The sequence below is a fragment of the Nocardia tengchongensis genome (assembly GCF_054781395.1).
In genome coordinates this window covers 1,831,328-1,857,437 of the sequence record NZ_BAAGUM010000006.1, presented here as the reverse complement: position 1 = coordinate 1,857,437, position 26,110 = coordinate 1,831,328, and the positions used below count along the sequence as shown (strand labels likewise).

The window sequence follows — 26,110 nt, the reverse complement described above, 5'->3', positions numbered from 1 at the left end:
GGAGCAATATACCGGGTACACCCATGGTGGAAGCAAATGCCGTGGTCGGCGGCTACTTCTTCTTCACATTGTCGAGGGCCTTCCGGGCCTGCTCCTTGCAAACCTGGGCGATCTCGTCCTTGGTGACGCTCTGGCCCTTGGCCATGCGCAGGCGGATGTTGACCTTCACCGAGGCGTTGTCGTCCTTGACGGCGACGGTGTAGTCGGTGGTGGTCCAGTAGGTGTAGTCGTCGACCTTCGAGGACCAGTAGCCGCCCTCGCCGATGCCGTTCACGTCGCCCGCGGTGCGGCCGCTGCCGGTGGTGCCGGTGTCGCTGGACTTCCACATCTCGTACTCGGGGCGGTTGTAGGCCGTCGAGGAGCCGCTCAGGAAGGACACGTTGAGGGTGAGGTCGGCGGTGTTGGTGGTGTACTTGTCGGTCTTGGAGGCCTCTTCGTTGCCGGCCCGGCAGTCGAAGCGTCCGCCCGAGTAGTCGGTGGGCTTGGTCTCGGTGTGCTCGGGGGTGCCCTTGGAGTTGGCGGCCCACTTGTTGAGCACAGAGGTGTCGATCACAGTGCAGCCGTTGGTGACACCGTCCATCGTGTACTTGCCGGAATTCTTCTTCTTGTCGCCGCCCAGCGCCGTGGGCTTGTCGCCGCCACTGAGGGCGACCACGCCGATGATGACGCCGACGATCACCACCAGGCCGATCACACCGCCGACGATCCAGCCGGTCTTGTTACCGCCGGAGCGCGGCGGCTGCGCCGGGTAGCCGTAGCCCTGCGCCAGCGGCGCGATCGGGGGCTGCGGGGCGTACTGCGGCTGCGGGTAACCGGGCATGGGCTGCGCGTACGCCTCGGGGCCGGGCTGCCCGTAGCCGCCGGCCATCGGCTGCTGCGGGTAACCGCCGGAGGGCTGGCCGCCCGGAAGCGGCTGCGCCGGTGGCGTGTACGGGGGCATGCCGCCGGCGGCGTAGTTGAGCATGGTCGGGTCCGCCCCCTGGACCGGTTGACCGGGCTCGCTTCCGGACGGTGCGGTGGCCCACCATTGCGCGGTTTCCTGGGCTTTCGCCGGATCGTGCGGCGCACCGGCTCCTGGATCGGAACTAGTCATGTCGTCTTTCCCCTCCGGATTTTCGCGAGCATCCCCGCATGTCGCAGGCATCGTATCGACCCGGCGCGGCACCGGGCGCGGTGAGCCGCTACACTGGCCGACGGATCCAGCGCGGCGCGCATCCTGTGAACTCCCCCAGGGCCGGAAGGCAGCAAGGGTCAACGGGCTCTGCCGGGTGCGCTGGGTCCCCTTTCTTTTTCCGGCCCGATCGTGCGGGCGACGGAAGTACAGATATCCCTGCCGAATCGGAGCGGGCGCCTAGTAACCTGGGCGGTTGGGTTCGCATTGCGCGCAACCCTGGACACACATCCCACGCCATTGGAAGGGCGCTCAGATGCCTCGGCAGACGCAATTCGGTTTGATGAGCCATGCGGAACTCGTGACGGAACACGAGACGCAGACCGCGAACTACGCGAAGCTCAAGACCGAGAAGCTGACGCTGGACATTACGAGGGGAAAGCCCTCGCCCGAGCAGCTGGACCTCTCGCAGGGACTCCTCGAGCTGCCGGGCGCCGCCGACTACCGTGACGCCAACGGCACCGACGTCCGCAATTACGGTGGCCTGCACGGCCTGCCGGAGCTGCGTGCGATCTTCTCCGAACTGCTCGGCATTCCCGTGTCGAATCTGCTGGCCGGCAACAACGCCAGCCTGGAGATGATGCACGACCTGCTGGTGTTCGCCATGCTGCACGGCACCGCGGATTCGGCCCGCCGCTGGGCGGACGAGCCGGTGCTCAAGTTCCTGTGCCCGGTACCGGGATACGACCGGCACTTCGCCATCACCGAGTCGCTCGGCTTCGAGATGATCCCGATCCCGATGAAGGGCGACGGCCCCGACACGCACCTGATCGCGGAGCTGGTGGCGTCCGACCCCAGCATCAAGGGTCTGTGGGCGGTCCCCAACTACTCCAACCCAACCGGGGTCACCTTCTCCGAAGCCGTTACCCGCGAACTGGTTTCGATGCCGACGGCGGCGCCGGACTTCCGCCTGTTCTGGGACAACGCGTACGCGGTGCACCCGCTCACCGACACCGCCGAGCCGGTGCTGGACGTGCTGGGTATGGCCGCCGCGGCGGGCCACCCGAACCGGCCGTTCGTGCTGGCCTCGACCTCGAAGATCACCTTCGCGGGTTCGGGCGTGAGCTTCTTCGGTTCCTCGACCGCGAATGTGGAGTGGTACCTGAAGCACCTGGGCAAGAAGACCATCGGCCCGGACAAGGTGAACCAGCTGCGGCACCTGCGCTTCTTCGGCGACGCGGACGGCGTGCGCGAGCACATGCAGAAGCACCGCGCCATCCTGGAGCCGAAATTCAAACTGGTGCTGCGGATTCTGGAGGACCGGCTGGGCGCGTCGAAGGTCGCGTCCTGGACCGAGCCCAAGGGCGGCTACTTCATCAGCCTGGACGTGCTGGAGGGCACCGCCGCCAAGGTGGTGGCGCTGGCCAAGGATGCGGGCATCGCGCTGACCCCGGCGGGTTCGTCCTACCCGTACGGAAAAGACCCGGAGGACAAGAACATTCGCATCGCGCCCAGCTTCCCGTCGGTGGGTGAGCTGGAGCAGGCGATGGACGGCCTGGCCACCTGTGTGCTGCTGGCCGCCTCCGAGAAGCTGATGAGCGTGTAGCACCGACGACAAAGCGGCGCGTACCCGAAAGGGTGCGCGCCGCTTGCGTTTTCGGGGTCAGTTCGGCTTGTGCGCCAGCACCGCGAAGATGGTCACCGACAGGTGGATGTCGCCGCTGGCGGCCCCGGCCTCCAGATCGGCGAGCAGCTGCGCCCGCTGCCGCTCGCTGATCGCCCCGCGGGCGACGGCCCGCTCCGCGACCCTGGCGACCAGCGCGCCCGCGCCGACGCCGCCGTCCTGGATCAGGGCGTGCGAGCCGATGTCGTCGACGACCAGTCCGGCCGCGGCCAGCTGCCCGGGCAGGCGGCGGCCCGCGAACGGGTTGGTGGTGCCCGCGATCATGGTCTCGAGCACCTCGTGCACCACGTGCCGGTCGCCCGGGTGCACGATGGCGGAGCCCCAGTCGGTGTCCATCACCACGACCCGGCCGCCGGGCCGCAGCACGCGCGCGATCTCCCCGGCCGCGCGGGCGGGTGCGGTGAGGTGCTGGAAGACCCGCTCACACAGCGCCACGTCGAAGCTCTCGCTGCCGACCGGCAGACCGTAGGCGTCGCCGCTGACGAAGGTGGCGGTGGAGCCGGCCTGGGCGGCGCGGCGTTCGGCGGCGGCCAGCAGGTTCGGGTCGGGTTCGACGCCGAGCGCGGAGCCGGTCGGCCCGACCAGCTCGGCCAGGGTCAGCACCTCCGAGCCGGTTCCGGACCCGATGTCGACGGCGTTTTCGCCGGGCTGGGTGGCCAGGGCGTCGTGGGCCCAGGCCCGCAGGCGCCGGATGCCCGGCAGCGCTGCCTGTAGATCGTGAACGTCGACGAGCTGATCCTGTCCGTCACGGTCGAAGCGGTCCGGCCGCAGTCCGGACTCCGAAGAAGCCATGGTGTCGGGCATGAGTCCGAGCCTAGCCGTGACCCGCGTCACCGCAACGCAAGATGAATGGGATGATCGACCCATGGTGAGCCGCACGCTGTGTATTGCGCAGGAATCCGATGCCGACGAGCTGCTTTCGACCGATGATTTCGCCCTGTTGGTCGGGATGATGCTGGATCAGCAGTTTCCGATGGAGCACGCATTCCGAGGTCCGTGGAAACTGGCCGACCGGATGGGCGGGTTCGATATCCATCGGATCGCCGCCGCCGATCCCGCCGAATTCGAGGAGCTGGCCGCCACCCCGCCTGCCATTCACCGCTACGGCCGTTCCATGGGACGGCGGGTGCAGGAGCTGGCCCAGTACATTCTGGACAACTACGGCGGCAATACCGCGGGCCTGTGGACCGAGGGCGATCCGGACGGCAAGGAAGTCCTGAAGCGGCTCAAGAAATTGCCCGGCTTCGGTGACCAGAAGGCGCGAATCTTCCTCGCCCTGCTCGGCAAACAGCGTGGTCTGGCCGCCGCCGGCTGGCGGGAGGCGGCCGGCGCGTATGGCGAGGACGGTTCCCGCCGCTCGGTCGCCGATGTCACCGACGCCGAATCCCTCACGCAGGTACGGGAATTCAAGAAGCAGGCGAAGGCCGCAGCCAAAGCGAAGTAATCTCCCGCACATCCCCCGATCGAATCAAGGTGGTTTTTAACCTCCAGAATCACAGGGGGTTCACAGATGCTTGCCGCCGACAGTTCAGTTCTCGGCAGTGGAAGCAGTAAAGACAATGAAGATGAGGGAATTCGCCGGGATCGCGGCAGTGCTGATCGCGGCTACGGGGGTGAGCGCGGGAACCGCGTACGCCGGTCCGGCCAAGACCGATGACGGCACGATCAACTACACCTCCCAGATCACCGAGGCGGGCAGCACGGTGATCCACACCGACGCCGGTTCGCTGGTCGTCGAGGACGGTGCGCTGAAGGTCAAGGCAGCCGATGGAACCACCGTCGCCGGTACGGAATTGAAGTTCCGGATCGACGATTTCGAGTTCCCGATCGCGGCACAGATCAGCGACCGGACCGCCACCCTGACCCCGCAGGTGGACCAGTCGCATGCGGTGTACAAGCCGGTTGCTCTGCCCTACGAGGACCAGGCCCCGTGGAAGACGCAGTACGACCGTGAGTTGGCCGCCTGGAACCGTTTGACCAGCACCATCTCCGCGGGCGCGACCATCGGCACCGTGGTCGGCGGCCTCGGCGGCGCGGCGCTCGGCTGCGTCCTCGGCGGCGTCGCCTTCGCGACGGCGACGGCCCCGCTGGCCACCCTGTTCGGTGCCGGCCCGCTGGCCGGCTGCTTGATCGGTGCGAGCACGGTCGGCTTCCTGGGCACGATCGGTGGTCAGCTGTTCGTCACCGCGCCCATCGCGATCGCCGCGGCGGTGCAGTACTTCACCACTATCAATCAGCCGTTTTCCGCCCCTAAATAGGCATTTTCGGCAACCGATGGGCAAAGGTTCACCGCGGTGGAACCCGGCTGCCACGTTGCGTTTGTAAAGGCCGGTTTCCATCACTGGGCCCCGGGGGATACACCTGACCTTGTTCCCCTGGGGCGCACCCGCTCATCTCTAGAGGGATTTCGAACACATGCGTCTCAAGAACTTCACCGCGGTTTCCGCGCTGGTTATCGCCGCCATGGGCGTCACCGCCGGCACCGTGAATGCCGCTCCCGCGGCCGACAACAACGGTGCGATCAACTACACCGCCACCACTTCCGAGACCAACAGCGTCATCCGCACGGATGCCGGCTCGCTGGTCGTCGAGAACGGCAACTTCGTCATCAAGGCCGCCAACGGCAATGTCGTCGCCGGCATGCCGCTGTCCTTCAAGGTCGACGATTTCACCTTCCCGATCGCCGCGGAGATCGCCGACCACACCGCGACCCTGACCCCGCAGTTCGACATGGACCACGCGACCTACACGCCGGCCAACGTCAAGGACGTCGCCCTGCCGTACGAGGACCAGGCTCCCTGGAAGTCGGACTACGACCGTGAGCAGGCCGCCTGGAACCGCATGAAGGACACCATCTCCCTGGGTGCGACCGTCGCCACCCTGGTCGGTGGCCTCGGCGGCGCCGCGCTCGGTTGCGCCATCGGTGGCGTCGTGTTCGCCGCCGCCACCGCCCCGCTGGCCACCATGTTCGGTGTCGGCCCGCTGGCCGGTTGCTTCATCGGCGCGAGCACCGTCGGCTTCCTGGGCACCATCGCGGGCCAGCTGCTGGTGACCGCCCCGGTTTCCATCGCCGCCGCGATCCAGTACTTCACCACGATCAACCAGCCGCACATCGCCGCTCCGGCTCCGGCCAAGTAATACTCGGCCTGAAAATAACAGGGCAAGGGGCTCTATAGGCATCAGCCAACACCTCATCGGGACAGCCCGCTCGGTCATCAGGCCGGGCGGGTTTCCCATTTGAACTGTTCACCGTTTCAGCACCCGTGGGACACATCTCGTTCGCGTCGGCCCGTTTCGATCATGCGGTCCAACCCTGCGGACTGCCTGATGAGGAAAACAAAGAAATGCGCTTCAAGACTTTCGCCGCGACCGCGGCCCTGGTGTCCGCCACCGCCATGGGTATCACCGCCGGAACCGTCAACGCGGCTCCCGCGGCCGACAACAACGGCGTGATCAATTACACCGCAACGACTTCCGAGACCAACAGCGTCATTCGCACGGATGCCGGCTCCCTGGTCGTCGAGGACGGCACCTTCAAGATCAAGGCTGCCGATGGCACCGTCGTGGCCGGTATGCCGCTGAACTTCCGCGTGGACGACTTCGAGTTCCCGATCGCCGCGGAGATCGCCGACCACACCGCGACGCTGACCCCGCAGTACGACATGGACCACGCGACCTACAAGCCGGTCGCCGAGGCCAAGGACGTCAACCTGCCCTACGAGGACCAGGCTCCGTGGAAGTCGGACTACGACCGTGAGCAGGCCGCCTGGAACCGCATGAAGGACACCATCTCCCTGGGCGCCACGATCGGCACGCTGGTCGGTGGCCTGGGTGGCGCGGCCGTCGGCTGCGCGATCGGTGGCGTCGTGTTCGCCGCCGCGACCGCCCCGCTGGCCACCATGTTCGGTGTCGGCCCGCTGGCCGGCTGCCTGATCGGCGCGAGCACCGTCGGCTTCCTGGGCACCATCGCGGGCAACCTGCTCGTGACCGCCCCGGTCGCGATCGCCTCCGCCTACAACTACTTCGTCACCATCAACCAGCCGCACCTGGTCGCGCCGAAGTAAGTCGCACAGCGTCATCGAACCCCCGTCCGGCACTCGCCGGGCGGGGGTTCTTCCAATATGCACGGTGCTTTGTGATCGGCGTGAGCCCAATCCTGTCGCCGCGGCGCGGCCGGTGCTGGAGTGGATCGATGGGTGACCTGACCTCGATTCACGGCGCGGCTGCCGCGCTCACTCCGGTCGACGGGACCGATCTCCGGCGGACCTTCGCGCACTTCCCGAGCGGGGTGGTGGCGGTCTGCGCGCGGCTCGGCGGAACGCCGTACGGGCTGGTGGCGAGCACCTTCGTGCCGGTGTCACTGGATCCGCCGCTGGTATCGGTGTGCATTCAATATTCGTCCGAGACCTGGCCGCGGCTGAAGAACGCGAGCCGGTTGGGGCTGAGTCTGCTCAGCAGCGAGCAGGAGAGCGCCGCACGCGGGCTGAGTTCCAAGCGCGGCGATCGGTTCCGGGAGGTGGAGCTGCGGGCCGGCGATGGGAATGCGGCGTTCGTGGCGGGCGCGACGGCCTGGCTGGAAACCTCCGTGCACGAACAGGTTCCGGCGGGCGATCACGCGGTGGTGCTGTTGCGGGTGCACCGGGTGAGCGTCAGCCCGGAGTCGGAGCCGCTGGTTTTCCATCGCAGTGATTTCCGCGCACTTTCCGGGAAATCGATTGCCGGCCAATTGAATTCAGCCTGATCCGGACCGGCGACAGCGCGTGCCGGCCTTCGTATCGTCGTTGTCCATGAGCACCCTGGCGGTATCCGCGCAGACGGCGGTGATCGAGGACGAGGACGGCGACCTGCCCGTCGTCCGCACCCGCCACCCGTGGCGGTGGGTCACGGGTGCGGTCGCCCTGGTGCTGGTCGCACAGTTCGCGCACGGCCTGATCGCCAATCCGGGCTGGGACTGGGGTACCTTCGCGCAGTACATCACCGCGAAATCGGTGCTGTCGGCGCTGAAAGTGACGCTGGAACTCACCTTCTGGGGCACGCTGCTGGGGTTCTTCCTCGGTGTCTGGCTGGCGGTCGGCCGCTTGTCGAAGAACCCGGTGCTGCGGGCGATCGCCTGGACCTATGTCTGGGCGTTCCGGTCGATTCCGCTGATCGTGCAGCTGTTGTTCTGGTTCAACCTGGCCTACCTGTACAAGACGCTGTCGCTGGGGATTCCGTTCGGGCCCGAGTTCGCGCGTTTTCAGACCAATGGTGTGATCAGCGGATTCACCGCGGCCGTCATCGGTTTGGCGCTGCATCAGGCGGCGTATTCGGCGGAGATCATCCGGGCGGGCATCATCTCGGTGGACGCGGGGCAGTGGGAGGCGGCGCGGGCGCTGGGCCTGCCGTGGCGGCGGCAGTTCTTCACCATTGTCGGGCCGCAGGCGATGCGCGGAATTCTGCCCAATGCCGCCAATGAGGTGATCAGTCTTTTCAAGGGCACGTCGATCGTGTCGACCATGGCCATCGCCGAACTCTTCTATCAGGTCCAAGTCATCTACGGCCGCAACGGCCGGGTGGTGCCGCTGCTCATGGTAGCCACGGTCTGGTACATCCTGCTGACCACCGTGCTCAGCGTCATTCAGTTCTATATCGAACGGCGCTTCTCGAGGGGGACCGGCGATGAGTGAATTCGCGCTCGAATTACGCGGGATCAGAAAGTCTTTCGGCCGCAACGAGGTGCTGAGCGGGATCGATCTGACGGTCCGGCCCGGCGAGGTCACGGTCATTCTGGGCCCGTCGGGTTCGGGCAAGTCGACGCTGCTGCGCACCATCAACCACCTCGAGCAGGTGGACGCCGGCACCGTGCGGGTGGGCGGTGAGCTGGTCGGCTATCGCCGCAAGGGCGGCAAGCTCTACGAGTTGTCCGAGCGCGACATTCTGCGCCAACGGGCGCGCATCGGTTTCGTGTTCCAGAACTTCAATCTCTTTCCGCACCTGACGGTTCGGGAGAACGTGGCGCTCGCGCCGGTGGCCGCGCAGCGGCGCGCCAAGGCCGAGGTGAACGCGGAGGCGCTGGAACTGCTGGCGCGAGTCGGCTTGGCGGACAAGGCGGATGAGTATCCGCGCCGCCTGTCCGGCGGGCAGCAGCAGCGGGTGGCCATCGCGCGGGCGCTGGCCCTGCGGCCCGAGGTGGTGCTGTTCGACGAACCCACGTCCGCGCTGGATCCGGAGCTGGTCGGCGAGGTCCTCGAGGTGCTCGAGGACCTCGCGCAGGCCGGTTCGACCCTGGTGATCGTCACCCACGAGATCGGTTTCGCCCGCGAGGTGGCCGACACCGTGGTGCTGATGGACGCCGGCCGCATCGTCGAACAGGGCCCGCCCGCACAGGTGCTGGACAACCCATCGCATGCGCGTACCAAAGCTTTTCTCGCACACGTGCTCTGACGCACCCACTAGGTAAGGACCGACCATGTCGCTGGCGAGCCGTCGCCGACGGACCAACACCCTGATCGCCGTCACCTTGCTGAGCCTGCTCATCGGCGGCTGTGGCAATGGCGATGGCGGCACGCCGGAAACCCGCAGCGTGAACGGCCTGACCTACGACCTGACGCCGGATCAGGCCGGGCGTATTCACGCGGCGAAGGTGGACGCGATCGCCGCGCAGGTCCCGCAGGCCATTCGCGATCGCGGGACCTTGGTGGTGACCGGCACGGTCGGCGCGACGCCGCCGTTGGGCTTCTACGCGACCGACGACCGCACCGTGATCGGGTCGGAAGTGGATGTCGCCGTGCTGATCGCCGACATCCTCGGCCTGAAGGTGGACCGGCGCAACGGCGACTTCGCGCAGAACTTCGTGAAGATCGACTCGGGCGAAGCCGACCTGTTCGTCAGCAATGCCACGGTGACCGAGGAGCGTAAGGAGAAGTACGACTTCGCCACCTATCGCCTGGACACCATCGCGCTGGAAGTGCCCAAGGACGCGAACTGGACCTATCGGGATCGTAAGTCGCTCGCGGGCAAGAAGATCGGCGTCACTTCGGGCACCAATCAGGAGCAGCTGCTGGTCGGCTGGAACGACCAGAACGTGGCCGAGGGCCTGCCCAAGCTGGAGCTCGCGTACTACCAGCAGACCTCGGACTACTACCTGGCGCTGTCCTCCGGCCGCATCGACGGCTATGTGGGCCCCAATCCCTCGGCGCAGTATCACGCCGCGACCACGGGCAACAAGGTGCTCACCACCTGGTCCGGTGCGGGCGATGCCCTGCAGGCCGAGATCGGGGTGCTGACGCGCAAGGACAACGGGTTGGTCGGCCCGGTGCACCAGGCCATCCAGTACGCCATCGAGCACGGGACCTACAAGCAGGTGCTGGACCGCTGGGGCCTGGGCGGCGAGGCCGTCACACAGTCGCGGATCAATCCGCCCGGACTGCCCAAGAAGAAGGGATGAGCATGTCGCGCAGGGTCTTCCACGTCGGGCAACACGATCCCCTGGCCGCGCCGCTGCTGGCGGAACTGGCCATCGAATACAGCAGCCGCTACGGCGGCACCCCGGGCGAGGTGCACGCGGATCTGATCGGCTACTCGGCCAGCCATTTCTCCCCACCCCACGGCGACCTGTTGATAGTTGTGGATAACGGGGAACCGGTGGCCGGCGGGGCCTTCCAGCGCTACGACGCGGACACCGCCGAGCTGAAGCGGATCTGGACAGCGGCCGGGCACCGGCGAAAAGGATTGGGCCGCTTCGTGCTCGACCAGCTGGAAGCCGAGATCGCGCGGCGCGGATATTCGCGCATCTACCTGACCACGGGCCCGCGTCAGCCGGAGGCCGTCGCCCTGTACACGGCGGCCGGGTACACCGCGCTCCCGCGTGACGTCCGCAAGGCAGTCGGCTACGTGCACCCGTTCGAGAAGTACCTGGCCACCGGAGAGGAGGCGATCCCGGCATGAAATTCCTGCTCCTGACCCTGATCACGCACACCCCCGATCCGGTGACCGGTGGCAGCGAATCGCCCCGGCAACGGCTGCGCCGGGTCGTCGACAGCGCCCGGCTGGCCGAGGACCTCGGCTACGACGGCTTCGCGGTGGGGGAGCGCCACGAGGACCCGTTCATCTCCGCCGCGCCGCCGGTGGTGTTGAGCCACATCGCCGCCGTCACCGCGCGCCTGTCGCTGTTCACCGGTGTCACCACGCTGAGCCTGCTGGATCCGGTGCGCGCCTTCGAGGACTACTCGACGCTGGACAATCTGTCCGACGGCCGCCTGGAACTCATCATCGGCAAGGGCAACGGCGCCGCGCAGGCCAAACTGTTCCACGTCACCACCGACGACCAGTGGGACCGCAATCGCGAAGGCTACGAACTGTTCCGCAAGCTGTGGGACAGCGACAGCGTCACCTGGACCGGCCGCTTCCGGCCGGCACTGACCGAGGCGAAGGCGCTGCCGCGGCCGTTGCAGCCGCGGCTGCGTATCTGGCACGGCAGCGCCACCAGCCGCGAATCCGCGGATTACGCCGCGCAGCAGGGTGATCCGCTGTTCTCCGCGAACGTCACCTACCCGATCGAGCCGTACGCCGAACTGGTGGACCACTACCGGGAGCGCTGGGCGGCCTACGGTCACGACCCGGCCGAGGCCCTGGTCGGCGCGGGCACGGCGGGCTTCCTGGTGACCCGCACCTCGCAGGAAGCCGTCGACCTGTACCGCCCCATCTTCGAGGCGCGCCAGCAGGTGGCGCGAAAGTTCGACGTGCCCATCGTGTTCGAGTCGGTGGAGGACTTCATCGACCGCTCCTCGGCCCTGATCGGCAGCCCGGAACAGGTGCTGGACAAGGTGAGCCGCTATCACGAGCGGTTCGGCCACGAGGTCGTCCACCTGAGCGCGGACGCGGACGGGCGCACCGAGGCCCAGCACCGCGACAGCCTCGAACTCTTCCAATCCGAGGTCGCTCCCGAACTGCGCCGCCGCATTCCGAGCCGCCCGCTCGGCGCCGACCGATACCCCACCGGAGGCCCCCGATGAACCGTTTCCCGGCCGCCCGCGCCAAGCGCCCGCTGGCGATGACCGGCGCGCTGGCCGCCGCCGTGACGCTGGCCGCGTGCGGTGGCGGCGATGCCACCGGTACCGGCGAGCCGGCGGGTCCCCCGCAGGCGGGCGGCACCCTGCGCTACGGCTTGTCCTCGGCCCCGACCTGCTCGGATCCCGCGCAGTCCTCGACGAATCAGACCATCTACGTGACTCGGCAGATCGTCGATTCGCTGGTCGATCAAGACCCGGATTCCGGTCAGTTGCGGCCGTGGCTGGCCGACACCTGGTCCGTCTCGCAGGACGCGAAGCAGTTCACCTTCCATCTGAAGGACGGCGTCACCTTCAGCGACGGCACCCCGCTCACCGCGGACTCGGTGCGCCGGAACCTCGACTCCATCGTCGCGCTCGGCGGGGTGAAAGCGCCGCTCGCCGCCAGTTACCTGGCCGGGTACGCGGGCAGCACGGTGCTGGACCCGCGCACGGTGCGCGTGGACTTCGCGGCGCCGAACGCTCAATTCCTGCAGGCGACCTCGACCCCGCAACTCGGCATCCAGTCCGACGCCACGGTCGCGAAGGCGGCCGACGATCGTTGCCTGGGCACGAACATAGGCAGCGGTCCGTTCACCTACGCCGAATGGAAGCAGAGCGCCTCCGCGACGCTGACCAAGCGGGCCGGATACGCCTGGGGCTCCGCGGTGTTCGCGACCCAGGGCGAGGCGCATCTGGACAAGATCGTGTTCACCGTGGTCCCCGAATCCGGGGTCCGCACCGGCAGCCTCGCCTCCGGTCAGCTCGACGTCGTCAGTGACGCCCTGCCGCAGGACATTCCGCAGATCGAGGGTGGCGGTGGCCGGGTGCAGTTCACCGCCAACCCGGGCATCCCGTTCGGTCTGCAGGCGAATGTCACCCGCGGCCCGCTGCGCGATCCGGCCGTGCGGGCGGCACTGGTGGCGGCCATCAACCGCAAGGAACTGGTGGACACGGTGCTGGGGCCGCAGTTCAAGCCCGCGAGCAGCGTCCTCGCCTCCAGAACGCCAGGCTACGTGGATCTTTCGGCCCGGGTGAAGTACGACCCCGACGCCGCAAAGAAGCAACTCGAGCAGGCGGGCTGGGCGCCCGGCGCGGACGGCATCCGAGTCAAGGACGGGCAGCGGCTCAGTGCGGGCGTCATCTTCGCCCCCGTCTTCGCGGCCAACCAGCCCATTCTGGAACTCACCCAGCAGCAGCTGCGGGCCGTCGGCTTCGACCTGCGCCTGGAACCCCTGTCGGTCGCGGAGTCGACGGTGCGCCAGAACGCCAAGGACTTCGACTTCAACTACTACAACTCCACCCGCGCCGACGGCGACATCCTGCGCACCACCTTCGCGGTGGATCAGCGCAACCTGAATGCCCGCGGTCCCGCAGCGCCCCTGGACGCCCTGCTCTCCCAGCAGCTCGCGGCCACCGATCCGGCTGCCCGCAGCCGCATCATCGGCGACGCTCAGACCGCGGTCCTCGACCAGGGCCTGTGGATTCCGACCATCGAACTATCGCAGGCCATCGGCGTCGGCAAGGCCGTCGCCGGGGTGAAGTTCGAGGCGTCCGCGCGGCTGCAATTCCACGACACCTGGCTGAAGCGGTAGATCCATGGGCCGCTACGTGATCGGACGGGTGCTGCAGGCGATCGGCGTGCTGTGGGCGGCGTTCACGCTGTCGTTCGTCGGGCTCTACCTGCTGCCCGGTGACCCGGTGGCCATGGCGGCCGACGCGGCTACCGGCACCCCCGTCGACGCCGCGGCCATCGCTGAGATGCGGGCCCGCTACGGCCTCGATCAGCCGCTGTGGGCCCAGTATTGGACGGCCTTGTCCCACGCGGTGCGCGGCGATCTCGGCCATTCGATCTCCACCGGTCAGACGGTCACGGGCGCACTGGGCGAGGCACTGCCCTCGACGCTGGTGCTGGCGGGCACCGGTCTGCTGCTCGCCGTGGCCGTCGGCGGGGCGCTGGCGCTGGCGGCCGCGTACACCGAGCGTCCGTGGTTGCGCGGGCTGCTCACCTCGCTGCCGGCGATCGGGGCGTCGATGCCGGGCTTCTGGGTGGGATTGCTCCTGCTGCAACTGTTCTCGTTCCAGCTGAAGCTGATACCGGCCTTCGGTGGGACCGGCTTCGACGGGACCGTGCTGCCGGCGATCACCTTGGCCATCCCGGTGGCCGCCGTCGTCTCCCAGGTCCTCTACGCGAGTCTGGTCGCGACCTGGCGGCAGGCGTTCGTCGAGGTGGCCTTCGCCAAGGGCGCGTCGCGCTGGTGGGTACAACTGCGCCACGTGCTGCGCCCGGCGGCCGCTCCCGCCCTCACCGTGGCCGGTCTGTGGACGGGCACCGTGCTGGCCGGGGCGGTGGTCACCGAGACCGTGTTCTCCCGCCCCGGGATCGGCCGCCTCGCCCAGGAATCGGTGCTGCACCAGGACATTCCGGTGGTCCAAGGCATTGTCGTGTTCGCCGCGCTGGCCTTCGTCACCGTCAACCTGCTCGTGGACCTCGCCTACCCCCTGCTCGACCCCCGTGTGGTGCAAAGGAATTCGACGAAGGAGCGCGCCCATGCCTGACCGTTCGCCGACCCCGTCCCGGCACGTGATCCGAAACCTCCGCGCCCGCCTCCGCTCGGGCTCCGGATCGGGCCCGCGCTCGACGCTACGCGTCATCACCCTGACACACCCGCTGCTGGACCCGGGTTTCGCCTATTGGGCGATCGACGATGAGTCCCCCGATGCGTGACGGGATGATCCGTGTCGGAGTGGTGGCCGCGGGCATGATCGTGCTGCTGGTGGTCGCCTGGGCGGTGGCGCCGTCGGTGTTCGCGGGCGGCGATCCGCTGCGCGGCGTGCCCGCGCAGAAGTTGCGGGGGCCGAGTGCGCAACACTGGTTCGGGACCGACAATCTCGGTCGCGATCTGTATACGCGGGTGGTGCACGGTGCGGCGCTGTCGTTGAGCGCGACGGTGTTCGCCGTTCTGATCGGGCTGGTGGCCGGTGCGCTGGTCGGGCTGGTCGCGGGTGCGGCGGGCGGCGTGGTGGACACCGCGATCATGCGGATCGTCGACGTGGTGCTGTCGATTCCGGACATGCTGCTGGCCCTGGCCACCATCACGGTGCTGGGACTCGGGACCCGCAATGTGGCTATCGCGGTGGGTATTTCGCTGATCGCCAAGTTCGCCCGGGTCATGCGCGGCGAGGTACTGCGGGTGCGCAACGCCCCCTACGTGGAGGCCGCCTTCGCCTCCGGGGTGCGCTGGCCCATCGTGTTGTTCCGCCACATCTTGCGCAATGCGTATGGGCCGGTGGCCGCGCTCGCCGCCGTCGATTTCGGTGTCGTGACGCTGTTCGTGGCCTCGCTCAGCTTCCTGGGTTACGGCGCGGTGCCGCCCACTCCGGAGTGGGGATCCCTGGTGTCGGAGGGCCGCGGCTACCTGGCCACGGCCTGGTGGCTGACGACGCTGCCCGGACTGGTGATCGTCGCGCTGGTGCTGTCCACCCAGCGGATCTCCCGTGCTCTCCAGAAGGACGCCTGATGACCGAACTACTGAGCATCGCGGACCTGCGGGTCGAATACCGGGGGAGCACCGGGACGACTTCGGCGGTGCGCGGTGTCTCGCTGGAGGTGCGGCGGGGCGAGACGGTCGCGCTGGTGGGTGAATCCGGTTCGGGCAAGTCCACGCTCGCGCACGCGGTGATCGGGCTGCTCAACGGCGGGCAGGTCACCGCGGGTGCGATCACCTTCGCGGGCGAGCGGCTCGAGCACGCCTCGCAGCGGGTCCTGCGGGGGATTCGCGGGGCCCGCATCGGGCTGGTCCCGCAGGATCCGGGCACCTCGCTGAACCCGGTGCTGCGCATCGGCCGGCAGGTGGGGGAGGTGCTGCGGATCCACGGCCGCGCCGATCGCCGGACGGCCGATATCGAGGCGGTGCGGATTCTGGACCAGGCCGGGCTGGACCGGCCCGAGCTGCGGGCGCGGCAGTATCCGCAGGACCTGTCGGGTGGTCAGCGGCAGCGGGTGCTGATCGGCATCGCGCTGGCCTGCGGGCCGGAACTGGTGATCGCCGACGAACCGACCAGCGCGTTGGACGTCACCGTGCAACGCCGCATTCTCGATCTGCTGGCCGCCCGCACCGCGGAGTCGGGGACGGCGGTCCTGCTCATCACCCACGATCTCGCCGTGGCCGCCGAACGCGCGGATCGGATCGCGGTGATGCGGGACGGCGAGATCGTCGAGACCGGCACGGCCGCAGCGGTACTGGGCGATCCGCAGCACGAATACACGAAGCGCTTGATCGCCGCCGCCCCGAGCCTGTCCGGGGAGCAGAGGACGCGCCCGGCCCGTGCGCACGGATCGCCGCTGTTGTCCGCGAACGGCCTGCGCAAATCCTTCCGTGTCACCAAGGATTTCACCGTCAACGCGGTGGACGACGTGTCGCTGGACGTGCACCGCGGTGAAACCCTGGCCGTGGTGGGCGAATCCGGTTCGGGGAAGTCCACCACGGCCCGCATCGTCGCCCGGTTGACCGCGCCCGACGTCGGTACGGTCACCTTCGACGGGCAGGACATCACCGCGCTGCGCGGCTCGGCCCTGCGGGCCTTCCGCCGCCGTGTGCAGGTCGTCTACCAGAACCCGTACGTCTCGCTGAATCCCAAACTGACCGTCGGCCGAATCGTGTCGGAACCCTTGCAGGCGTTCGGAATCGGCGACCGCCGCAGCCGCCGGTCCACGGCCGCCGAGCTGCTCGAGCAGGTCGCGCTGCCGTCGTCGTACCTGGATCGCCGTCCCGCGGAACTGTCCGGCGGACAACGCCAGCGCGTCGCCATCGCCCGCGCTCTGGCCCTGCGCCCCGACCTGCTGGTCCTGGACGAACCGGTCTCGGCCCTGGACGTCTCGGTGCAGGCGCAGATCCTCGAACTGCTCGAACGCCTGCAAGCCGAGCTGGACCTGGCGTACCTGTTCATCTCCCACGATCTGGCCGTGGTCCGCCGTCTGGCCGACCGGGTCGCGGTCATGCGGCAGGGCTGTGTGGTCGAAACCGGCTCCACCGCACCACTGTTCGACGATCCGCAACACGCCTACACACGTGAGCTGCTCGCGGCCGTCCCCCGGGCGGCCACTCCCGAAGTACCCATTCCGCTCGAAAGGACAGCCTGATGCCGCACCCGACTCCGCTGTTGCTGGGCCTGGAACTGTCCGGCACCGGCGCGCACCCCGCCTCCTGGCGGCGCGCCGACTCCCGTGCCGAGGACCTCTTCGACGCCCGCTACTGGGTGGACGCGCTGCGTGCCGCCGAGGACGCGGGCATCGACCTGGCATTCCTGCCCGACTCCGGCACGCTGCAATCGGCCGGCGCCCTGGGCCGGCTGGATGCGGTGGCGGTGGCCGCGCGGGCCGCCGCCGCGACCCGCCGGATCGGACTGATCCCGCAGGCCTCGGTCACCCACAGCGAGCCCTTCCACCTCTCCAAAGCCATTGCCTCCCTGGACTTCGCGGCCACGGGCCGGGCGGGGTGGGAAGTGTCCGTCGCGGTGGGGGAGGCGAGCCTGTACGGCCGCAAACCCGAGCAGGACGACCGGTCCCGCTGGCAGGAGGCGGACGACGCCGTCGAAGTGGTGGCCCGATTGTGGGACAGCTGGGAGGACGACGCCGAGATCCGTGACGCCGCCACCGGACGCTTCATCGACCGTGAACGACTGCACTACATCGACTTCGCCGGTGAGCACTTCGCGGTGAAGGGCCCGTCCATCACCCCGCGCCCGCCACAGGGACAGCCGCCGATCGCGGTGCGCGCCGCCGACCCGCACAGCACCCGCGTCGCCGTGCAGCGCGCCGACCTGATCCGGATCGCCGCACCGGATCTCGCGACCGCCGCCGCCACCCGCGCCGAACTGCGCTCCGCCATCGCCGCCGCCGGGCGCGATCCGAACCGGGTGCGGGTGCTGCTCGACATCGACATCCATCTGGCGGACACGGCGGACACGGCCGCCCTCGAGGTCGCCCAGCTCGAGGACTGGATCGCGACTCCGGCCCCGGCGACGGTGTTCCACATCGGCACCGCCGCCGGACTCCGCGACATCCTGCGTCGGATCGAAACCGACTGCGCCGCAGACGGTGTCGTGCTGCGACCGCTCGCGCTGGCCGCCGCCCTGCCGCACCTGCAAGCCCTCACCCCGACCCTGCGCGAGCGCCTGGGCCTGCCCCGTCCCGCCAGCCGCTACGCCCACGCCTGAGGAGTCACGTCATGCCGGATCATCGGATACGCAAGCAGATTCACCTGGCCGCCCACTTCCCGGGCGTCAATCACCACACGGTCTGGACGGACCCGGGCTCGGGCAGCCAGATCGACTTCGACTCGTTCGTGCACCTGGCCCGCACCGCCGAGCGCGGCCTGTTCGACTTCTTCTTCCTGGCCGAGGGCCTGCGCCTGCGCGAGCACCGCGACCGCATCCACGACCTGGACGTGGTGGGCCGGCCCGACACCTTCACGGTGCTCAACGCGCTGGCCGCGGTCACCACCCGGCTCGGCCTGGCCGGGACCATCAACACCACCTTCAACGAACCTTTCGAGCTGGCCAAGCAATTCGCGTCGCTCGATCACCTGTCCGGCGGCCGCGCCGCCTGGAACGCGGTCACCTCCTCGGACGCTTTCACCGGCGAGAACTTCCGGCGCGGCGGCTATCTGGAGCACGCCAAGCGATACACCCGCGCGCACGAGGTGGTCGACGCCACCCGCGCGCTGTGGGACAGCTGGCCGGCCGACGCGCTCGTGATCGACCGGGAGCGCGGGATTTTCGCGCAACCGATTCCGGAAGCGCGGTTCGTCAGCGATCAGTTCGACATCGACGGGCAGTTCGTGCTGCCGCGCAGCCCCCAGGGCTACCCCGTGCAGATCCAGGCGGGCGACTCCGACGAGGGCCGCGAATTCGCCGCCGCCAAGGCCGATGTCATCTTCAGCGCCCACGGCGAACTCGAGGACGGCCGGCGCTTCTACCGTGATGTGAAGGACCGGCTGGCCAAATACGGCCGCGCCCGCGACGACCTGAAGATCCTGCCCTCCGCCGGGTTCGTGCTGGGCGACACCGAGGCGGAGGCGGCCGAGCACGCCCGCCACATCCGCCACCAGCAGGTGACGCCGCAGACGGCGATCACGTTCCTCGAACAGATCTGGGGCCGTGACCTTTCCGCGTACGACCCGGACGGGCCGCTGCCGGACATCGACCCGATCGACGACGCGAACATCACCCGCGGCCGGGTCCGCCACGCGCGGGATCCGCGCGCCGTGGCGGAGGCCTGGCGGGCCAAGGCCGCCGCCGAGAATCTCTCGATCCGCGAACTCATCATCGCGACCACCGCCCGCCAGCAGTTCGTCGGGACGCCCCGGCAGGTGGCCGTCGAGATCGACCACTACGTGCAATCCGATGCCGCGGACGGTTTCGTCCTGGTCCCGCACCTCACCCCGGCCGGCCTCGACGAGTTCGTCGACCGGGTCGTCCCGGAACTGCAGTCCCTGGGCAGCTTCCGCACCGAGTACACCGGCGCGACCCTGCGCGAGCACCTGGGCCTACGCCACCCCCAGCAAGGCACTACCGAAGGAGTCCGCGCCTCATGACCGCCACCGAAACCGCATACGACCAGCAGTGGGCCGCCTTCCGGGCCGAACGCGCCGCCTGGGCCCGCCAGCCGCTGGGCTGGCTCAGCCTGACCGGCCTGCATTGGCTCGGGGACACCGAGGAGACGGTCGACGATCTGCCCGGCCGCTGGCGCGTCGACGCCGAGAACGTCTATGTGACAGTCGAACCGGGGCAGCCGGAACTGCTCCGCGACGGCGCCGCACTGACCGACTCGGCCGTGCTCACCCCCGGTGAAGGCGCTCCCGGACTCCAGGTGCACACCGGGGACCGCATCATCGAGGTGATCCGGCGGACCGGCCAATTCGCGCTGCGCGTGCACGATCCCGCGGCGCCGACCCTGGCCGCCTTCACCGAGATCCCGGTCTACGAACCGCATTCGCGGTGGGTGGTGACCGGTCGCTTCGAGCCCTTCGAACAGACGCGCGTGGTGACCACCGGTGCGGTGGTGGCGGGTCTCGAGCACCACCACACCGCCACCGGCACGGTCGCTTTCGAGCTGAACGGTGACCAGCGCGAGTTGGTGGTCTTCGGCAGCGCGGCGCTGGGGCTGCACGTGCTGTTCACCGATGCCACCAGCGGCGTCACCACCTACGGCGGCGCGCGGCGGCTGGACCTGTCCCGCCCCGCCGCCGACGGCACCGTCACCCTCGACTTCAATCGCGCGGTCAACCTGCCCTGCGCGTTCACCGATTACGCCACCTGCCCGATCGCGCCGGCGGAGAATCGGCTGCCGCTGGCGGTCGAAGCGGGCGAACAGGATCCACGACGGGAGGCCTCGGCATGACCATCCCACTCTCGATCCTGGACCTGGCCCCGATCAGCGCGGGCTCCACACCGCAGCAGGCGATCCGCAACACCATCGACCTGGCCCGGCAGGCGGAAAAGCTGGGCTACCACCGCTTCTGGGTCGCCGAACACCATTTCGTGCGGGTCGCCAGCGCCGCACCGGCGACGTTGATCGGATTGATCGCCGCCGCCACCGAAGCGATCCGGGTCGGGTCGGCGGCCGTGCAGCTCGGGCACCACACCTCCATCTCGGTGGTGGAGGCCTTCGGCACCATCGACGCCCTGTATCCGGGCCGCCTGGATCTGGGCCTGGGCCGCTCCGGACAGCGCGCCGAACAGGTGCGGTCGGCCGGCGTGCCACCGGTGCCCGCGCCCGAGCGGCCCACCGAGGTCCGGGACGGCGTGGTGCTCCCGCCGCCCTTCTATCCCGGCCAGCTGCTCGATTTCACCAGGGTGAAGGCGGCATTGGAGACACTGCACCTGCCCGGCGCGCAGCCGCTGCCCTACACCGAGCAGGTCGGGGAGATCCTCGCGCTGCTGGACGGCACCTATGTGACGCCCGAAGGCGTGGAGCTGCACGCGGTTCCGGGCGAGGGTGCGGCGGTGCAGCCGTGGCTGTTCGGCAGCAGCGGCGGCGAAAGCGCCCAGCTGGCAGGACGATCGGGGCTGCCGTTCGCGGCGAACTACCACGTCTCGCCCGGCACCATCGTGGAGACGGTGGAGGCCTACCGGGCGGCCTTCCGCCCGTCCCCGCGCTTCCCGCGGCCCTATCTGGTGGTCTCCGCCGACGTGGTGGTCGCCGAGGACGATGCCGCGGCCCGGCGCCTGGCCGCCAGCTACGGCCACTGGGTCTACAGCATTCGCAGCGGGGCGGGGGCGGCCGACTACCTCGACCCCGATACCGCGCCCCCGCTGTCGGACCAGCAGCGGCGGCTGGTCGACGACCGGGTGACCACACAGTTCGTCGGTTCCCCGGCCACCGTCGCCGAACGCCTCGACGCCCTCCGCAAACTGACCGGCGCCGACGAAATCCTGGTCACCAGTGTGGCTTTCGACCACGCGGACCGGGTGAACTCACACCGCCTGCTGGCCCGTGAGTGGGGACTGACCCCACAGGTGCGCGCCGCCTGAGGCCACCGCCGCCCACCGGGAAGGGGACTCCACGGTGGGCGGCGGTTCCCCGCACCGCGTGAAATGGGCCTCTCGCGCGTGCGGGTCCGGGGGCCGGGCCGGATCGTGGACCGTCCGGCTCGGCCCTCCCCGGTACGAACCGGGATTCGACGGATTCAGGCCGCGGCGAACGCTGGTGCGGCGGCCGGTTCGCGAGGTCGGGACGCGCGCAAGACCTGCAACACACCCTGATTGGCGTCGACCAGCTCGCGCTCGCACGCCTCACCGTCCGCGCCGGCGAGTTCTTCCTCGTGCGCTTGCACGGTCAGGTTCCAGCGGTAGCGAAGCGCCGCGATCAGTCCGCCCGGGTCGCCGAACACCGCGGCGTGTTCCGGGCGCCAGGGCAGCTCGCCGTCTCGTCGGTTCTCGATTTCCGCGGCCACGTCGTGCAGTGCCCGCCACCATGCGTGTGTGCTGTCCCAACTCATTGCTCTCACCTCGATCGATTGTCGATGCCGTCACGATCGCCGGGCTGTGACCGACTCTCCGGATCAGCATCGGTCCGGGCCGCACCGGACCGCTATTGGGGGAATCACGTACTTCCGGGCGCCGGTGGGGTACGCGTAAGCTCCGACAGTGACGCCCAGCGATTGGGAGCTCTCTCCTCCGCTGAACAATCTCCCGACGCCGCTGTCGAGCTTCGTCGGACGTCACGCCGATCTCGCGAAGATCCAGCAGCTTTTCCAGACCTATCGGTTCGTCACCATTACGGGGCCGGGTGGCGCCGGTAAGAGCCGACTCGCGCTCGAGGTGGCGCTGGCGCGCAGCGACGACTTCGTGGACGGCTGCTGGTTGGTCGAACTCGCCTCGATCACCGACCCCGCGCTCGTCCCGCAGGCTATCGCCGGGGCCGTGGGGGTTCCGGAGCATCGCGAGCGTTCCCGCACCGATTCCCTGGCGGTCCGTCTCGAAGCGTCGGCCGCGCTGATCGTGCTCGACAATTGCGAACACGTCGTCGAGTCCGTCGCGAACGTGGTGACAGCGTTGCTCGAGCGCTGCGGCCGGTTGCGGATTCTGGCCACGAGCCGGGAACTCGTCGAGATACCGGGTGAGGGCGTGCTGCGGGTCGGCGGACTCGCGTTGCCGTCGGCGACCAGCGATCCGGACCTCGCGGTGGTGACCGGCGCGGAGAGCGTCGCGCTGTTCTTCGAGCGGGCCCGGGCGGTGCAGCCGAACCTGACGATTACCGCGGCAACCGCCGTCGGAGCCGCGCGGATCTGTCGCTATCTCGACGGCCTCCCACTGGCGATCGAGCTGGCCGCGTCGAGAGCCGCATCGCTCGACGTCGAGCAGATCGCGGCCCACATGGACGACCAGTTCGGGCTTTTGACCAGCGGGAACAGGTCCGCGATCCGGCACCATCGCACACTCGTCGCCACCATGGACTGGAGTTATCGACTGCTGAGTCCGGCAGAGCGGCGATTGTTCGACCGACTCGCGATCTTCGCGGGCAGCTTCGGAATCGAGGAGGTGGACGGAGTCGGCTGCGCGCTGTCCGACGGGGACCGCGCGGGACTCCTCGGTGGTCTCGTCGCCAAATCGCTGGTCTCGTTCGACCCCGCCGCGGGGCCGGCGCCTTATCGCCTGCTGGAGACGGTGAAGAGCTACGGCCGCGCGCATCTGCGCGAATCGGGGGACCTGGCCGAATTGCGGAAGGTCCACGCGTCCTACTTTCGCGATCTCGCCGAGCGCGCCGCCGCCGCCTTCCGGACCTATGCGGAACACGCCTGGGCGAACCGGCTCGAGTCCCAGCACCCCGACCTGCGTGCTGCGCTGTCGTACAGCATCGAGTCCGGCGATGCCGATACGGCGGTCCGGCTGGCCGGCGCGCTGCCGCACTTCTGGCAGCTGCACGGCCATTTCCGGGAGGGATTGCGGTGGCTCGCGACAGCCCTCGCGATGTCCGGTGAGGTCGACCGGTGGTTCACCGCCTGGGCCCACGTCGGGGTCGGTGACCTGGCGATGATCCATGGCGATCGGGCGGCCGCGGCGGCGGCGCTCGACCTCTCGGCGGCGATATTCCGCGGTCTCGGCGACGATCGCGGTCTTGCTCGCGCCTTGCAATATCGAGGGCTCACAGCAGCATTCGACGACGATCTGGCCCCCGCCGGGAGCCTGATCCACGAGTCCCTCGCGCTCATCATGGCGGCCGGTGAGACCGGGGCGCTGGCCCACGGTTGGGGCCTGGTGATGCTCGCGGGCGTCGAGCTCGGGAAGGAAGACTATGTCGCGGCCGCCCGCGATGCCGAGGCGGCCGACCGGATCCTGCGGGTGATCGGGGATCGTGAGGCCTTGGGCTGGGCGGCTCTGATCCGTGCGGTCGCGGCGTGGCGTACCGATCGGATCGACGAGGCCACGACCGATGCCCGGGCCTGCCTGGTCGCCTTCCTCGACGCCGGCGGGCTGTACGGGGCCAGCATCGGTCTGATGGTGGCGTCCGCGGTCGCGTTGAGCGGTTCCAGACTCACGCGCATGGCCGAATTACTCGGCGCCGCAGAGGCTCTCGCCGCCACGATCGGCGCCATGCCGGTTCCGTTCGGGATGCGGTGGCTGACAGAGGCATTCGGCGACGCGGTCGCCACGCTCGACCCGGCGGCCTTCGAGGAACACCGCCGGATCGGTGCGGATCGGGTGCGATCCGACACCGCCGGATATCTCGCCGAGGTCCTCGACGATCTCGACGTCTCGATTCCGCGCCAGGCAGGGAAGCCGCTGCTCACCAGGCGTGAGCGTGAGGTGGCGGCACTGGTGGCGCGCGGCCGGACGAACCGCCAGATAGCCCGGGCGCTGGGGATCTCCGAGCGGACGGCCGAGGTGCACGTGCACAACATCGCGGGCAAGCTCGGGGCGAGCGGCCGTGCCGAGGTGGCCGTGTGGTTCGCCACGGATCACGCCCTCCACGGCGGGGAAGCGACGTAGGTCCCCGCCGGGATCACCCGGCGGGGACTGCGCGCTCGAGGGGCTAGCGGGTCCGCGTCGCCCGGCGCATGGCCGAGAGCGGGTCGGCGTAGAAGGCGCTCACCGAGGTGACCGCCGCCGCGAATTCCTGCACCCGGCCGCCGAATCGGCTGATCCGCAGATCCGCCGCGGGCAGGGTGGTCGACTCGGCGAAGGCCTTCGCGACTCGCTCCATGCCGGGACGCCAGCCGGTGAACGCCTGGCCTCCCAGCACCACCCGGTCCGGGTTGAACATATCGCGCACCAGAGCCGCTGTGCGGCCCAGGATTTCGGCGCGTTCGATGAGCAGGTCGCGGGCATCGGCATTGCCGGCGTCGGCGGCCCGATACAGGTCGACCACGGCCGGGCGGCGCGGGGCCTCCGGCTTGGGCAGGATGCCCTTGCGCACGGCGCGCTCCAGCAGGGCGCGCTCACCGATGGTGGCCTCCAAGCAGCCACGCCGGCCGCAGGTGCAATCGGCATCCGAGCCGGTGGGCAGGTGCGCGATCGAGCCGGGACCGTTCGTGGGAGTGTGCACGCGATCGTGCAGAGTCACTGCGACACCGGCGGTTTCGCGGGCGTACACGAACAGGCTGCTGCCCGGCCGCGTCTCCTCGCCCGGATCGCGCGGGGTGAGCAGCAGTTCCGCCGCGGCCATCGCCTCGACGTGCGCGGACACCGACACCGGCAGGTCCAGCACGCTGCTGAAGACCGCCGCCACCGGCGCGGCCTGCCAGCCCAGGCGAGGATGATCCACCACACCGGCCGCCGGATCCACCCGCCCGGCCAGCGCGACACCGGTCCACAGCGGCCGCCGCCGCGGCAGCCGGTCCAGGAAGGCCTTGGCGCTGCGGGCCACTATGGTCAGCGCCGCGTCCTGACCCGTTTGGGGCGTGGCGATTTCGAGACCGCCGAGAATGCGGCCGGACAGATCCGCGGCCACGATGCGGGTCACGGTGAAGCCGATGTGCACGCCCAGCGTCACGTACGAGTCGGTGTCGACCTCGAACGGCACGCGCGGGCGGCCCACCGCGCCGGACGCGGTCAGATCCGCGCGCTCCCGCAGCAATCCGGCCGAAAGCAGCGCGGACACTTGGCGATTCACGGTGGCGATGCTCAGACCCGTGGTCTGCGCGGCGATATCGCGGAAGATCGGGCCGCGGGTGGCGGCGCGCAGCACAGCGGCCGCCGGGTTGTCGGTGATGCGCAGCTCCGGCGGTACGGCCGGGCGGGCCTGGGCCGGGCGCGCGGTCGCGGCGGAGACGGCGGAAAGGGTGCGTTCGAGCGTGGGGCTGGACACAGTGTGAATCCTTGCTGCGGTCCGCCTGTCGACAGGCGGACGAATGCCTACATGGAGGTTTCAGCGGTGCAGCGGAGGAACCCGGATTACGAGACGGGCGGGAAGCTCGAAACGATCGGGGTCAGAACTCGACTGCGCGACGGCAGGGACAACACAGTTCCCGTTGCCGCGGCAGCCGAACGCCCAGCGCGACGGTCACGTAGGTGACCCGCGGCGCGGAAGAGGGGCGGCTGGCAGACATAGGATCAAAGTATCATTGCGATTACGGCGAACGGAAGGCGTGCGAGACCTTCCCGGCAGCCCCGGGCCTGTCGTGGCGCCGTCGCCAGAATCCCTCCGGGCAACCTCCCTCTAGACCGAATCTTTTGTGTTGGTTGACAATTCACGACATCCGCGTCGCGGTCGAGGCGGCGCCGGTGAAGTGGTGCACGCCACATCGGGTTCCCATATCTCGAGAACCCGGGCGTAGCCCCAGC

General features: G+C 69.2%; 25 protein-coding genes and 1 other RNA gene. 22 read left to right on the top strand and 4 right to left on the bottom strand.

Features of this window, described 5'->3' with window-relative positions; all coding sequences use genetic code 11:
• Positions 1-52: 52 nt before the first annotated feature.
• Positions 53-1,093, bottom strand: a complete 1,041-nt coding sequence (locus ACYVKL_RS19495) for a hypothetical protein (protein WP_379165185.1) — start codon at positions 1,091-1,093, stop codon at positions 53-55.
• A gap of 99 nt (positions 1,094-1,192) precedes the next feature.
• On the opposite strand from ACYVKL_RS19495, the gene ffs reads away from it, so the two are divergent.
• Positions 1,193-1,287, top strand: an RNA gene (ffs, locus tag ACYVKL_RS19490) — signal recognition particle sRNA small type.
• Positions 1,288-1,427: 140 nt separating this feature from the next.
• On the top strand, positions 1,428-2,717 hold the full coding sequence (locus tag ACYVKL_RS19485) for an aspartate aminotransferase type Ic (protein WP_379165184.1): 1,290 nt from the start codon (positions 1,428-1,430) through the stop codon (positions 2,715-2,717).
• Positions 2,718-2,774: 57 nt separating this feature from the next.
• On the opposite strand, the gene ACYVKL_RS19480 is transcribed toward ACYVKL_RS19485, so the two are convergent.
• A complete protein-coding gene (locus ACYVKL_RS19480) occupies positions 2,775-3,599 on the bottom strand; it encodes a methyltransferase domain-containing protein (RefSeq protein WP_379165183.1) in 825 nt (274 codons plus the stop codon).
• A gap of 64 nt (positions 3,600-3,663) precedes the next feature.
• Between ACYVKL_RS19480 and ACYVKL_RS19475 the strand changes: the two genes are divergently transcribed.
• The 19 genes from ACYVKL_RS19475 (at position 3,664) to ACYVKL_RS19385 (ending at position 21,358) form a co-directional block, all read left to right on the top strand.
• Positions 3,664-4,239 (top strand): HhH-GPD-type base excision DNA repair protein, encoded by a 576-nt coding sequence (locus ACYVKL_RS19475; RefSeq protein WP_213560766.1) that lies wholly within the window; start codon positions 3,664-3,666, stop codon positions 4,237-4,239.
• A 115-nt stretch (positions 4,240-4,354) separates the two neighbouring features.
• Positions 4,355-5,053, top strand: coding sequence for a DUF8020 domain-containing protein (locus ACYVKL_RS19470; RefSeq protein WP_379165182.1), 699 nt, complete (start codon positions 4,355-4,357; stop codon positions 5,051-5,053).
• A 157-nt stretch (positions 5,054-5,210) separates the two neighbouring features.
• The gene (locus ACYVKL_RS19465; protein WP_379165181.1) at positions 5,211-5,933 is read left to right on the top strand and encodes a DUF8020 domain-containing protein; all 723 of its coding nucleotides are present in this window, start codon (positions 5,211-5,213) and stop codon (positions 5,931-5,933) included.
• A 206-nt stretch (positions 5,934-6,139) separates the two neighbouring features.
• Positions 6,140-6,859 carry a DUF8020 domain-containing protein gene (locus tag ACYVKL_RS19460; protein ID WP_379165180.1) on the top strand — a complete coding sequence of 240 codons (720 nt, stop codon included), beginning with the start codon at positions 6,140-6,142 and terminating at the stop codon, positions 6,857-6,859.
• Positions 6,860-6,987: 128 nt separating this feature from the next.
• Positions 6,988-7,536: a flavin reductase family protein gene (locus ACYVKL_RS19455; RefSeq protein ID WP_379165179.1), complete on the top strand. Its 549-nt coding sequence runs from the start codon at positions 6,988-6,990 to the stop codon at positions 7,534-7,536.
• Positions 7,537-7,582: 46 nt separating this feature from the next.
• The gene (locus ACYVKL_RS19450; RefSeq protein WP_379165178.1) at positions 7,583-8,461 is read left to right on the top strand and encodes an amino acid ABC transporter permease; all 879 of its coding nucleotides are present in this window, start codon (positions 7,583-7,585) and stop codon (positions 8,459-8,461) included.
• On the top strand, positions 8,454-9,218 hold the full coding sequence (locus ACYVKL_RS19445; RefSeq protein ID WP_379165177.1) for an amino acid ABC transporter ATP-binding protein: 765 nt from the start codon (positions 8,454-8,456) through the stop codon (positions 9,216-9,218). The genes ACYVKL_RS19450 and ACYVKL_RS19445 overlap by 8 nt, the downstream gene beginning before the upstream one ends.
• 25 nt (positions 9,219-9,243) lie before the next feature.
• Entirely contained in the window at positions 9,244-10,221 is a 978-nt protein-coding gene (locus ACYVKL_RS19440; protein ID WP_379165176.1) for an ABC transporter substrate-binding protein, read from the top strand.
• Positions 10,218-10,721, top strand: a complete 504-nt coding sequence (locus ACYVKL_RS19435; RefSeq protein WP_379165175.1) for a GNAT family N-acetyltransferase — start codon at positions 10,218-10,220, stop codon at positions 10,719-10,721. Before ACYVKL_RS19440 ends, ACYVKL_RS19435 begins: the two co-directional genes overlap by 4 nt.
• The gene (locus tag ACYVKL_RS19430; RefSeq protein ID WP_379165174.1) at positions 10,718-11,788 is read left to right on the top strand and encodes an LLM class flavin-dependent oxidoreductase; all 1,071 of its coding nucleotides are present in this window, start codon (positions 10,718-10,720) and stop codon (positions 11,786-11,788) included. Before ACYVKL_RS19435 ends, ACYVKL_RS19430 begins: the two co-directional genes overlap by 4 nt.
• Positions 11,785-13,416, top strand: coding sequence for an ABC transporter substrate-binding protein (locus ACYVKL_RS19425; RefSeq protein WP_379165173.1), 1,632 nt, complete (start codon positions 11,785-11,787; stop codon positions 13,414-13,416). Before ACYVKL_RS19430 ends, ACYVKL_RS19425 begins: the two co-directional genes overlap by 4 nt.
• A 4-nt stretch (positions 13,417-13,420) precedes the next feature.
• Positions 13,421-14,380 carry an ABC transporter permease gene (locus tag ACYVKL_RS19420; protein WP_379165172.1) on the top strand — a complete coding sequence of 320 codons (960 nt, stop codon included), beginning with the start codon at positions 13,421-13,423 and terminating at the stop codon, positions 14,378-14,380.
• Positions 14,373-14,549, top strand: coding sequence for a hypothetical protein (locus tag ACYVKL_RS19415; protein WP_357189954.1), 177 nt, complete (start codon positions 14,373-14,375; stop codon positions 14,547-14,549). Before ACYVKL_RS19420 ends, ACYVKL_RS19415 begins: the two co-directional genes overlap by 8 nt.
• Before the next feature lie 4 nt (positions 14,550-14,553).
• The gene (locus tag ACYVKL_RS19410) at positions 14,554-15,342 is read left to right on the top strand and encodes an ABC transporter permease (RefSeq protein WP_379165794.1); all 789 of its coding nucleotides are present in this window, start codon (positions 14,554-14,556) and stop codon (positions 15,340-15,342) included.
• Positions 15,342-16,964 carry a dipeptide ABC transporter ATP-binding protein gene (locus ACYVKL_RS19405; protein ID WP_379165171.1) on the top strand — a complete coding sequence of 541 codons (1,623 nt, stop codon included), beginning with the start codon at positions 15,342-15,344 and terminating at the stop codon, positions 16,962-16,964. Before ACYVKL_RS19410 ends, ACYVKL_RS19405 begins: the two co-directional genes overlap by 1 nt.
• Positions 16,964-18,040 (top strand): LLM class flavin-dependent oxidoreductase, encoded by a 1,077-nt coding sequence (locus tag ACYVKL_RS19400; RefSeq protein WP_379165169.1) that lies wholly within the window; start codon positions 16,964-16,966, stop codon positions 18,038-18,040. The genes ACYVKL_RS19405 and ACYVKL_RS19400 overlap by 1 nt, the downstream gene beginning before the upstream one ends.
• An 11-nt stretch (positions 18,041-18,051) precedes the next feature.
• Positions 18,052-19,419 (top strand): NtaA/DmoA family FMN-dependent monooxygenase, encoded by a 1,368-nt coding sequence (locus tag ACYVKL_RS19395; RefSeq protein WP_357189961.1) that lies wholly within the window; start codon positions 18,052-18,054, stop codon positions 19,417-19,419.
• A complete protein-coding gene (locus ACYVKL_RS19390) occupies positions 19,416-20,225 on the top strand; it encodes a DUF1684 domain-containing protein (RefSeq protein WP_379165166.1) in 810 nt (269 codons plus the stop codon). The genes ACYVKL_RS19395 and ACYVKL_RS19390 overlap by 4 nt, the downstream gene beginning before the upstream one ends.
• The gene (locus ACYVKL_RS19385) at positions 20,222-21,358 is read left to right on the top strand and encodes an LLM class flavin-dependent oxidoreductase (protein WP_213558868.1); all 1,137 of its coding nucleotides are present in this window, start codon (positions 20,222-20,224) and stop codon (positions 21,356-21,358) included. Before ACYVKL_RS19390 ends, ACYVKL_RS19385 begins: the two co-directional genes overlap by 4 nt.
• A 155-nt stretch (positions 21,359-21,513) precedes the next feature.
• On the opposite strand, the gene ACYVKL_RS19380 is transcribed toward ACYVKL_RS19385, so the two are convergent.
• A complete protein-coding gene (locus tag ACYVKL_RS19380; protein ID WP_213558869.1) occupies positions 21,514-21,825 on the bottom strand; it encodes a hypothetical protein in 312 nt (103 codons plus the stop codon).
• A gap of 148 nt (positions 21,826-21,973) precedes the next feature.
• Between ACYVKL_RS19380 and ACYVKL_RS19375 the strand changes: the two genes are divergently transcribed.
• Entirely contained in the window at positions 21,974-24,316 is a 2,343-nt protein-coding gene (locus ACYVKL_RS19375; protein WP_379165164.1) for an ATP-binding protein, read from the top strand.
• Between the two features lie 43 nt (positions 24,317-24,359).
• Here ACYVKL_RS19375 and ACYVKL_RS19370 read toward each other — a convergent pair whose 3' ends face one another.
• Positions 24,360-25,634 (bottom strand): ROK family protein, encoded by a 1,275-nt coding sequence (locus ACYVKL_RS19370; RefSeq protein ID WP_379165162.1) that lies wholly within the window; start codon positions 25,632-25,634, stop codon positions 24,360-24,362.
• Positions 25,635-26,110: the final 476 nt, after the last annotated feature.

Bases quoted from the DNA above. Each gene is read 5' to 3' on its own strand.
- ACYVKL_RS19495 (WP_379165185.1), bottom strand. From the start codon at position 1,093: ATGACTAGTTCCGATCCAGGAGCCGGTGCGCCGCACGATCCGGCGAAA.
- ACYVKL_RS19485 (WP_379165184.1), top strand. From the start codon at position 1,428: ATGCCTCGGCAGACGCAATTCGGTTTGATGAGCCATGCGGAACTCGTG.
- ACYVKL_RS19480 (WP_379165183.1), bottom strand. From the start codon at position 3,599: ATGCCCGACACCATGGCTTCTTCGGAGTCCGGACTGCGGCCGGACCGC.
- ACYVKL_RS19470 (WP_379165182.1), top strand. From the start codon at position 4,355: ATGAAGATGAGGGAATTCGCCGGGATCGCGGCAGTGCTGATCGCGGCT.
- ACYVKL_RS19465 (WP_379165181.1), top strand. From the start codon at position 5,211: ATGCGTCTCAAGAACTTCACCGCGGTTTCCGCGCTGGTTATCGCCGCC.
- ACYVKL_RS19460 (WP_379165180.1), top strand. From the start codon at position 6,140: ATGCGCTTCAAGACTTTCGCCGCGACCGCGGCCCTGGTGTCCGCCACC.
- ACYVKL_RS19455 (WP_379165179.1), top strand. From the start codon at position 6,988: ATGGGTGACCTGACCTCGATTCACGGCGCGGCTGCCGCGCTCACTCCG.
- ACYVKL_RS19450 (WP_379165178.1), top strand. From the start codon at position 7,583: ATGAGCACCCTGGCGGTATCCGCGCAGACGGCGGTGATCGAGGACGAG.
- ACYVKL_RS19445 (WP_379165177.1), top strand. From the start codon at position 8,454: ATGAGTGAATTCGCGCTCGAATTACGCGGGATCAGAAAGTCTTTCGGC.
- ACYVKL_RS19440 (WP_379165176.1), top strand. From the start codon at position 9,244: ATGTCGCTGGCGAGCCGTCGCCGACGGACCAACACCCTGATCGCCGTC.
- ACYVKL_RS19435 (WP_379165175.1), top strand. From the start codon at position 10,218: ATGAGCATGTCGCGCAGGGTCTTCCACGTCGGGCAACACGATCCCCTG.
- ACYVKL_RS19430 (WP_379165174.1), top strand. From the start codon at position 10,718: ATGAAATTCCTGCTCCTGACCCTGATCACGCACACCCCCGATCCGGTG.
- ACYVKL_RS19425 (WP_379165173.1), top strand. From the start codon at position 11,785: ATGAACCGTTTCCCGGCCGCCCGCGCCAAGCGCCCGCTGGCGATGACC.
- ACYVKL_RS19420 (WP_379165172.1), top strand. From the start codon at position 13,421: ATGGGCCGCTACGTGATCGGACGGGTGCTGCAGGCGATCGGCGTGCTG.
- ACYVKL_RS19415 (WP_357189954.1), top strand. From the start codon at position 14,373: ATGCCTGACCGTTCGCCGACCCCGTCCCGGCACGTGATCCGAAACCTC.
- ACYVKL_RS19410 (WP_379165794.1), top strand. From the start codon at position 14,554: ATGATCCGTGTCGGAGTGGTGGCCGCGGGCATGATCGTGCTGCTGGTG.
- ACYVKL_RS19405 (WP_379165171.1), top strand. From the start codon at position 15,342: ATGACCGAACTACTGAGCATCGCGGACCTGCGGGTCGAATACCGGGGG.
- ACYVKL_RS19400 (WP_379165169.1), top strand. From the start codon at position 16,964: ATGCCGCACCCGACTCCGCTGTTGCTGGGCCTGGAACTGTCCGGCACC.
- ACYVKL_RS19395 (WP_357189961.1), top strand. From the start codon at position 18,052: ATGCCGGATCATCGGATACGCAAGCAGATTCACCTGGCCGCCCACTTC.
- ACYVKL_RS19390 (WP_379165166.1), top strand. From the start codon at position 19,416: ATGACCGCCACCGAAACCGCATACGACCAGCAGTGGGCCGCCTTCCGG.
- ACYVKL_RS19385 (WP_213558868.1), top strand. From the start codon at position 20,222: ATGACCATCCCACTCTCGATCCTGGACCTGGCCCCGATCAGCGCGGGC.
- ACYVKL_RS19380 (WP_213558869.1), bottom strand. From the start codon at position 21,825: ATGAGTTGGGACAGCACACACGCATGGTGGCGGGCACTGCACGACGTG.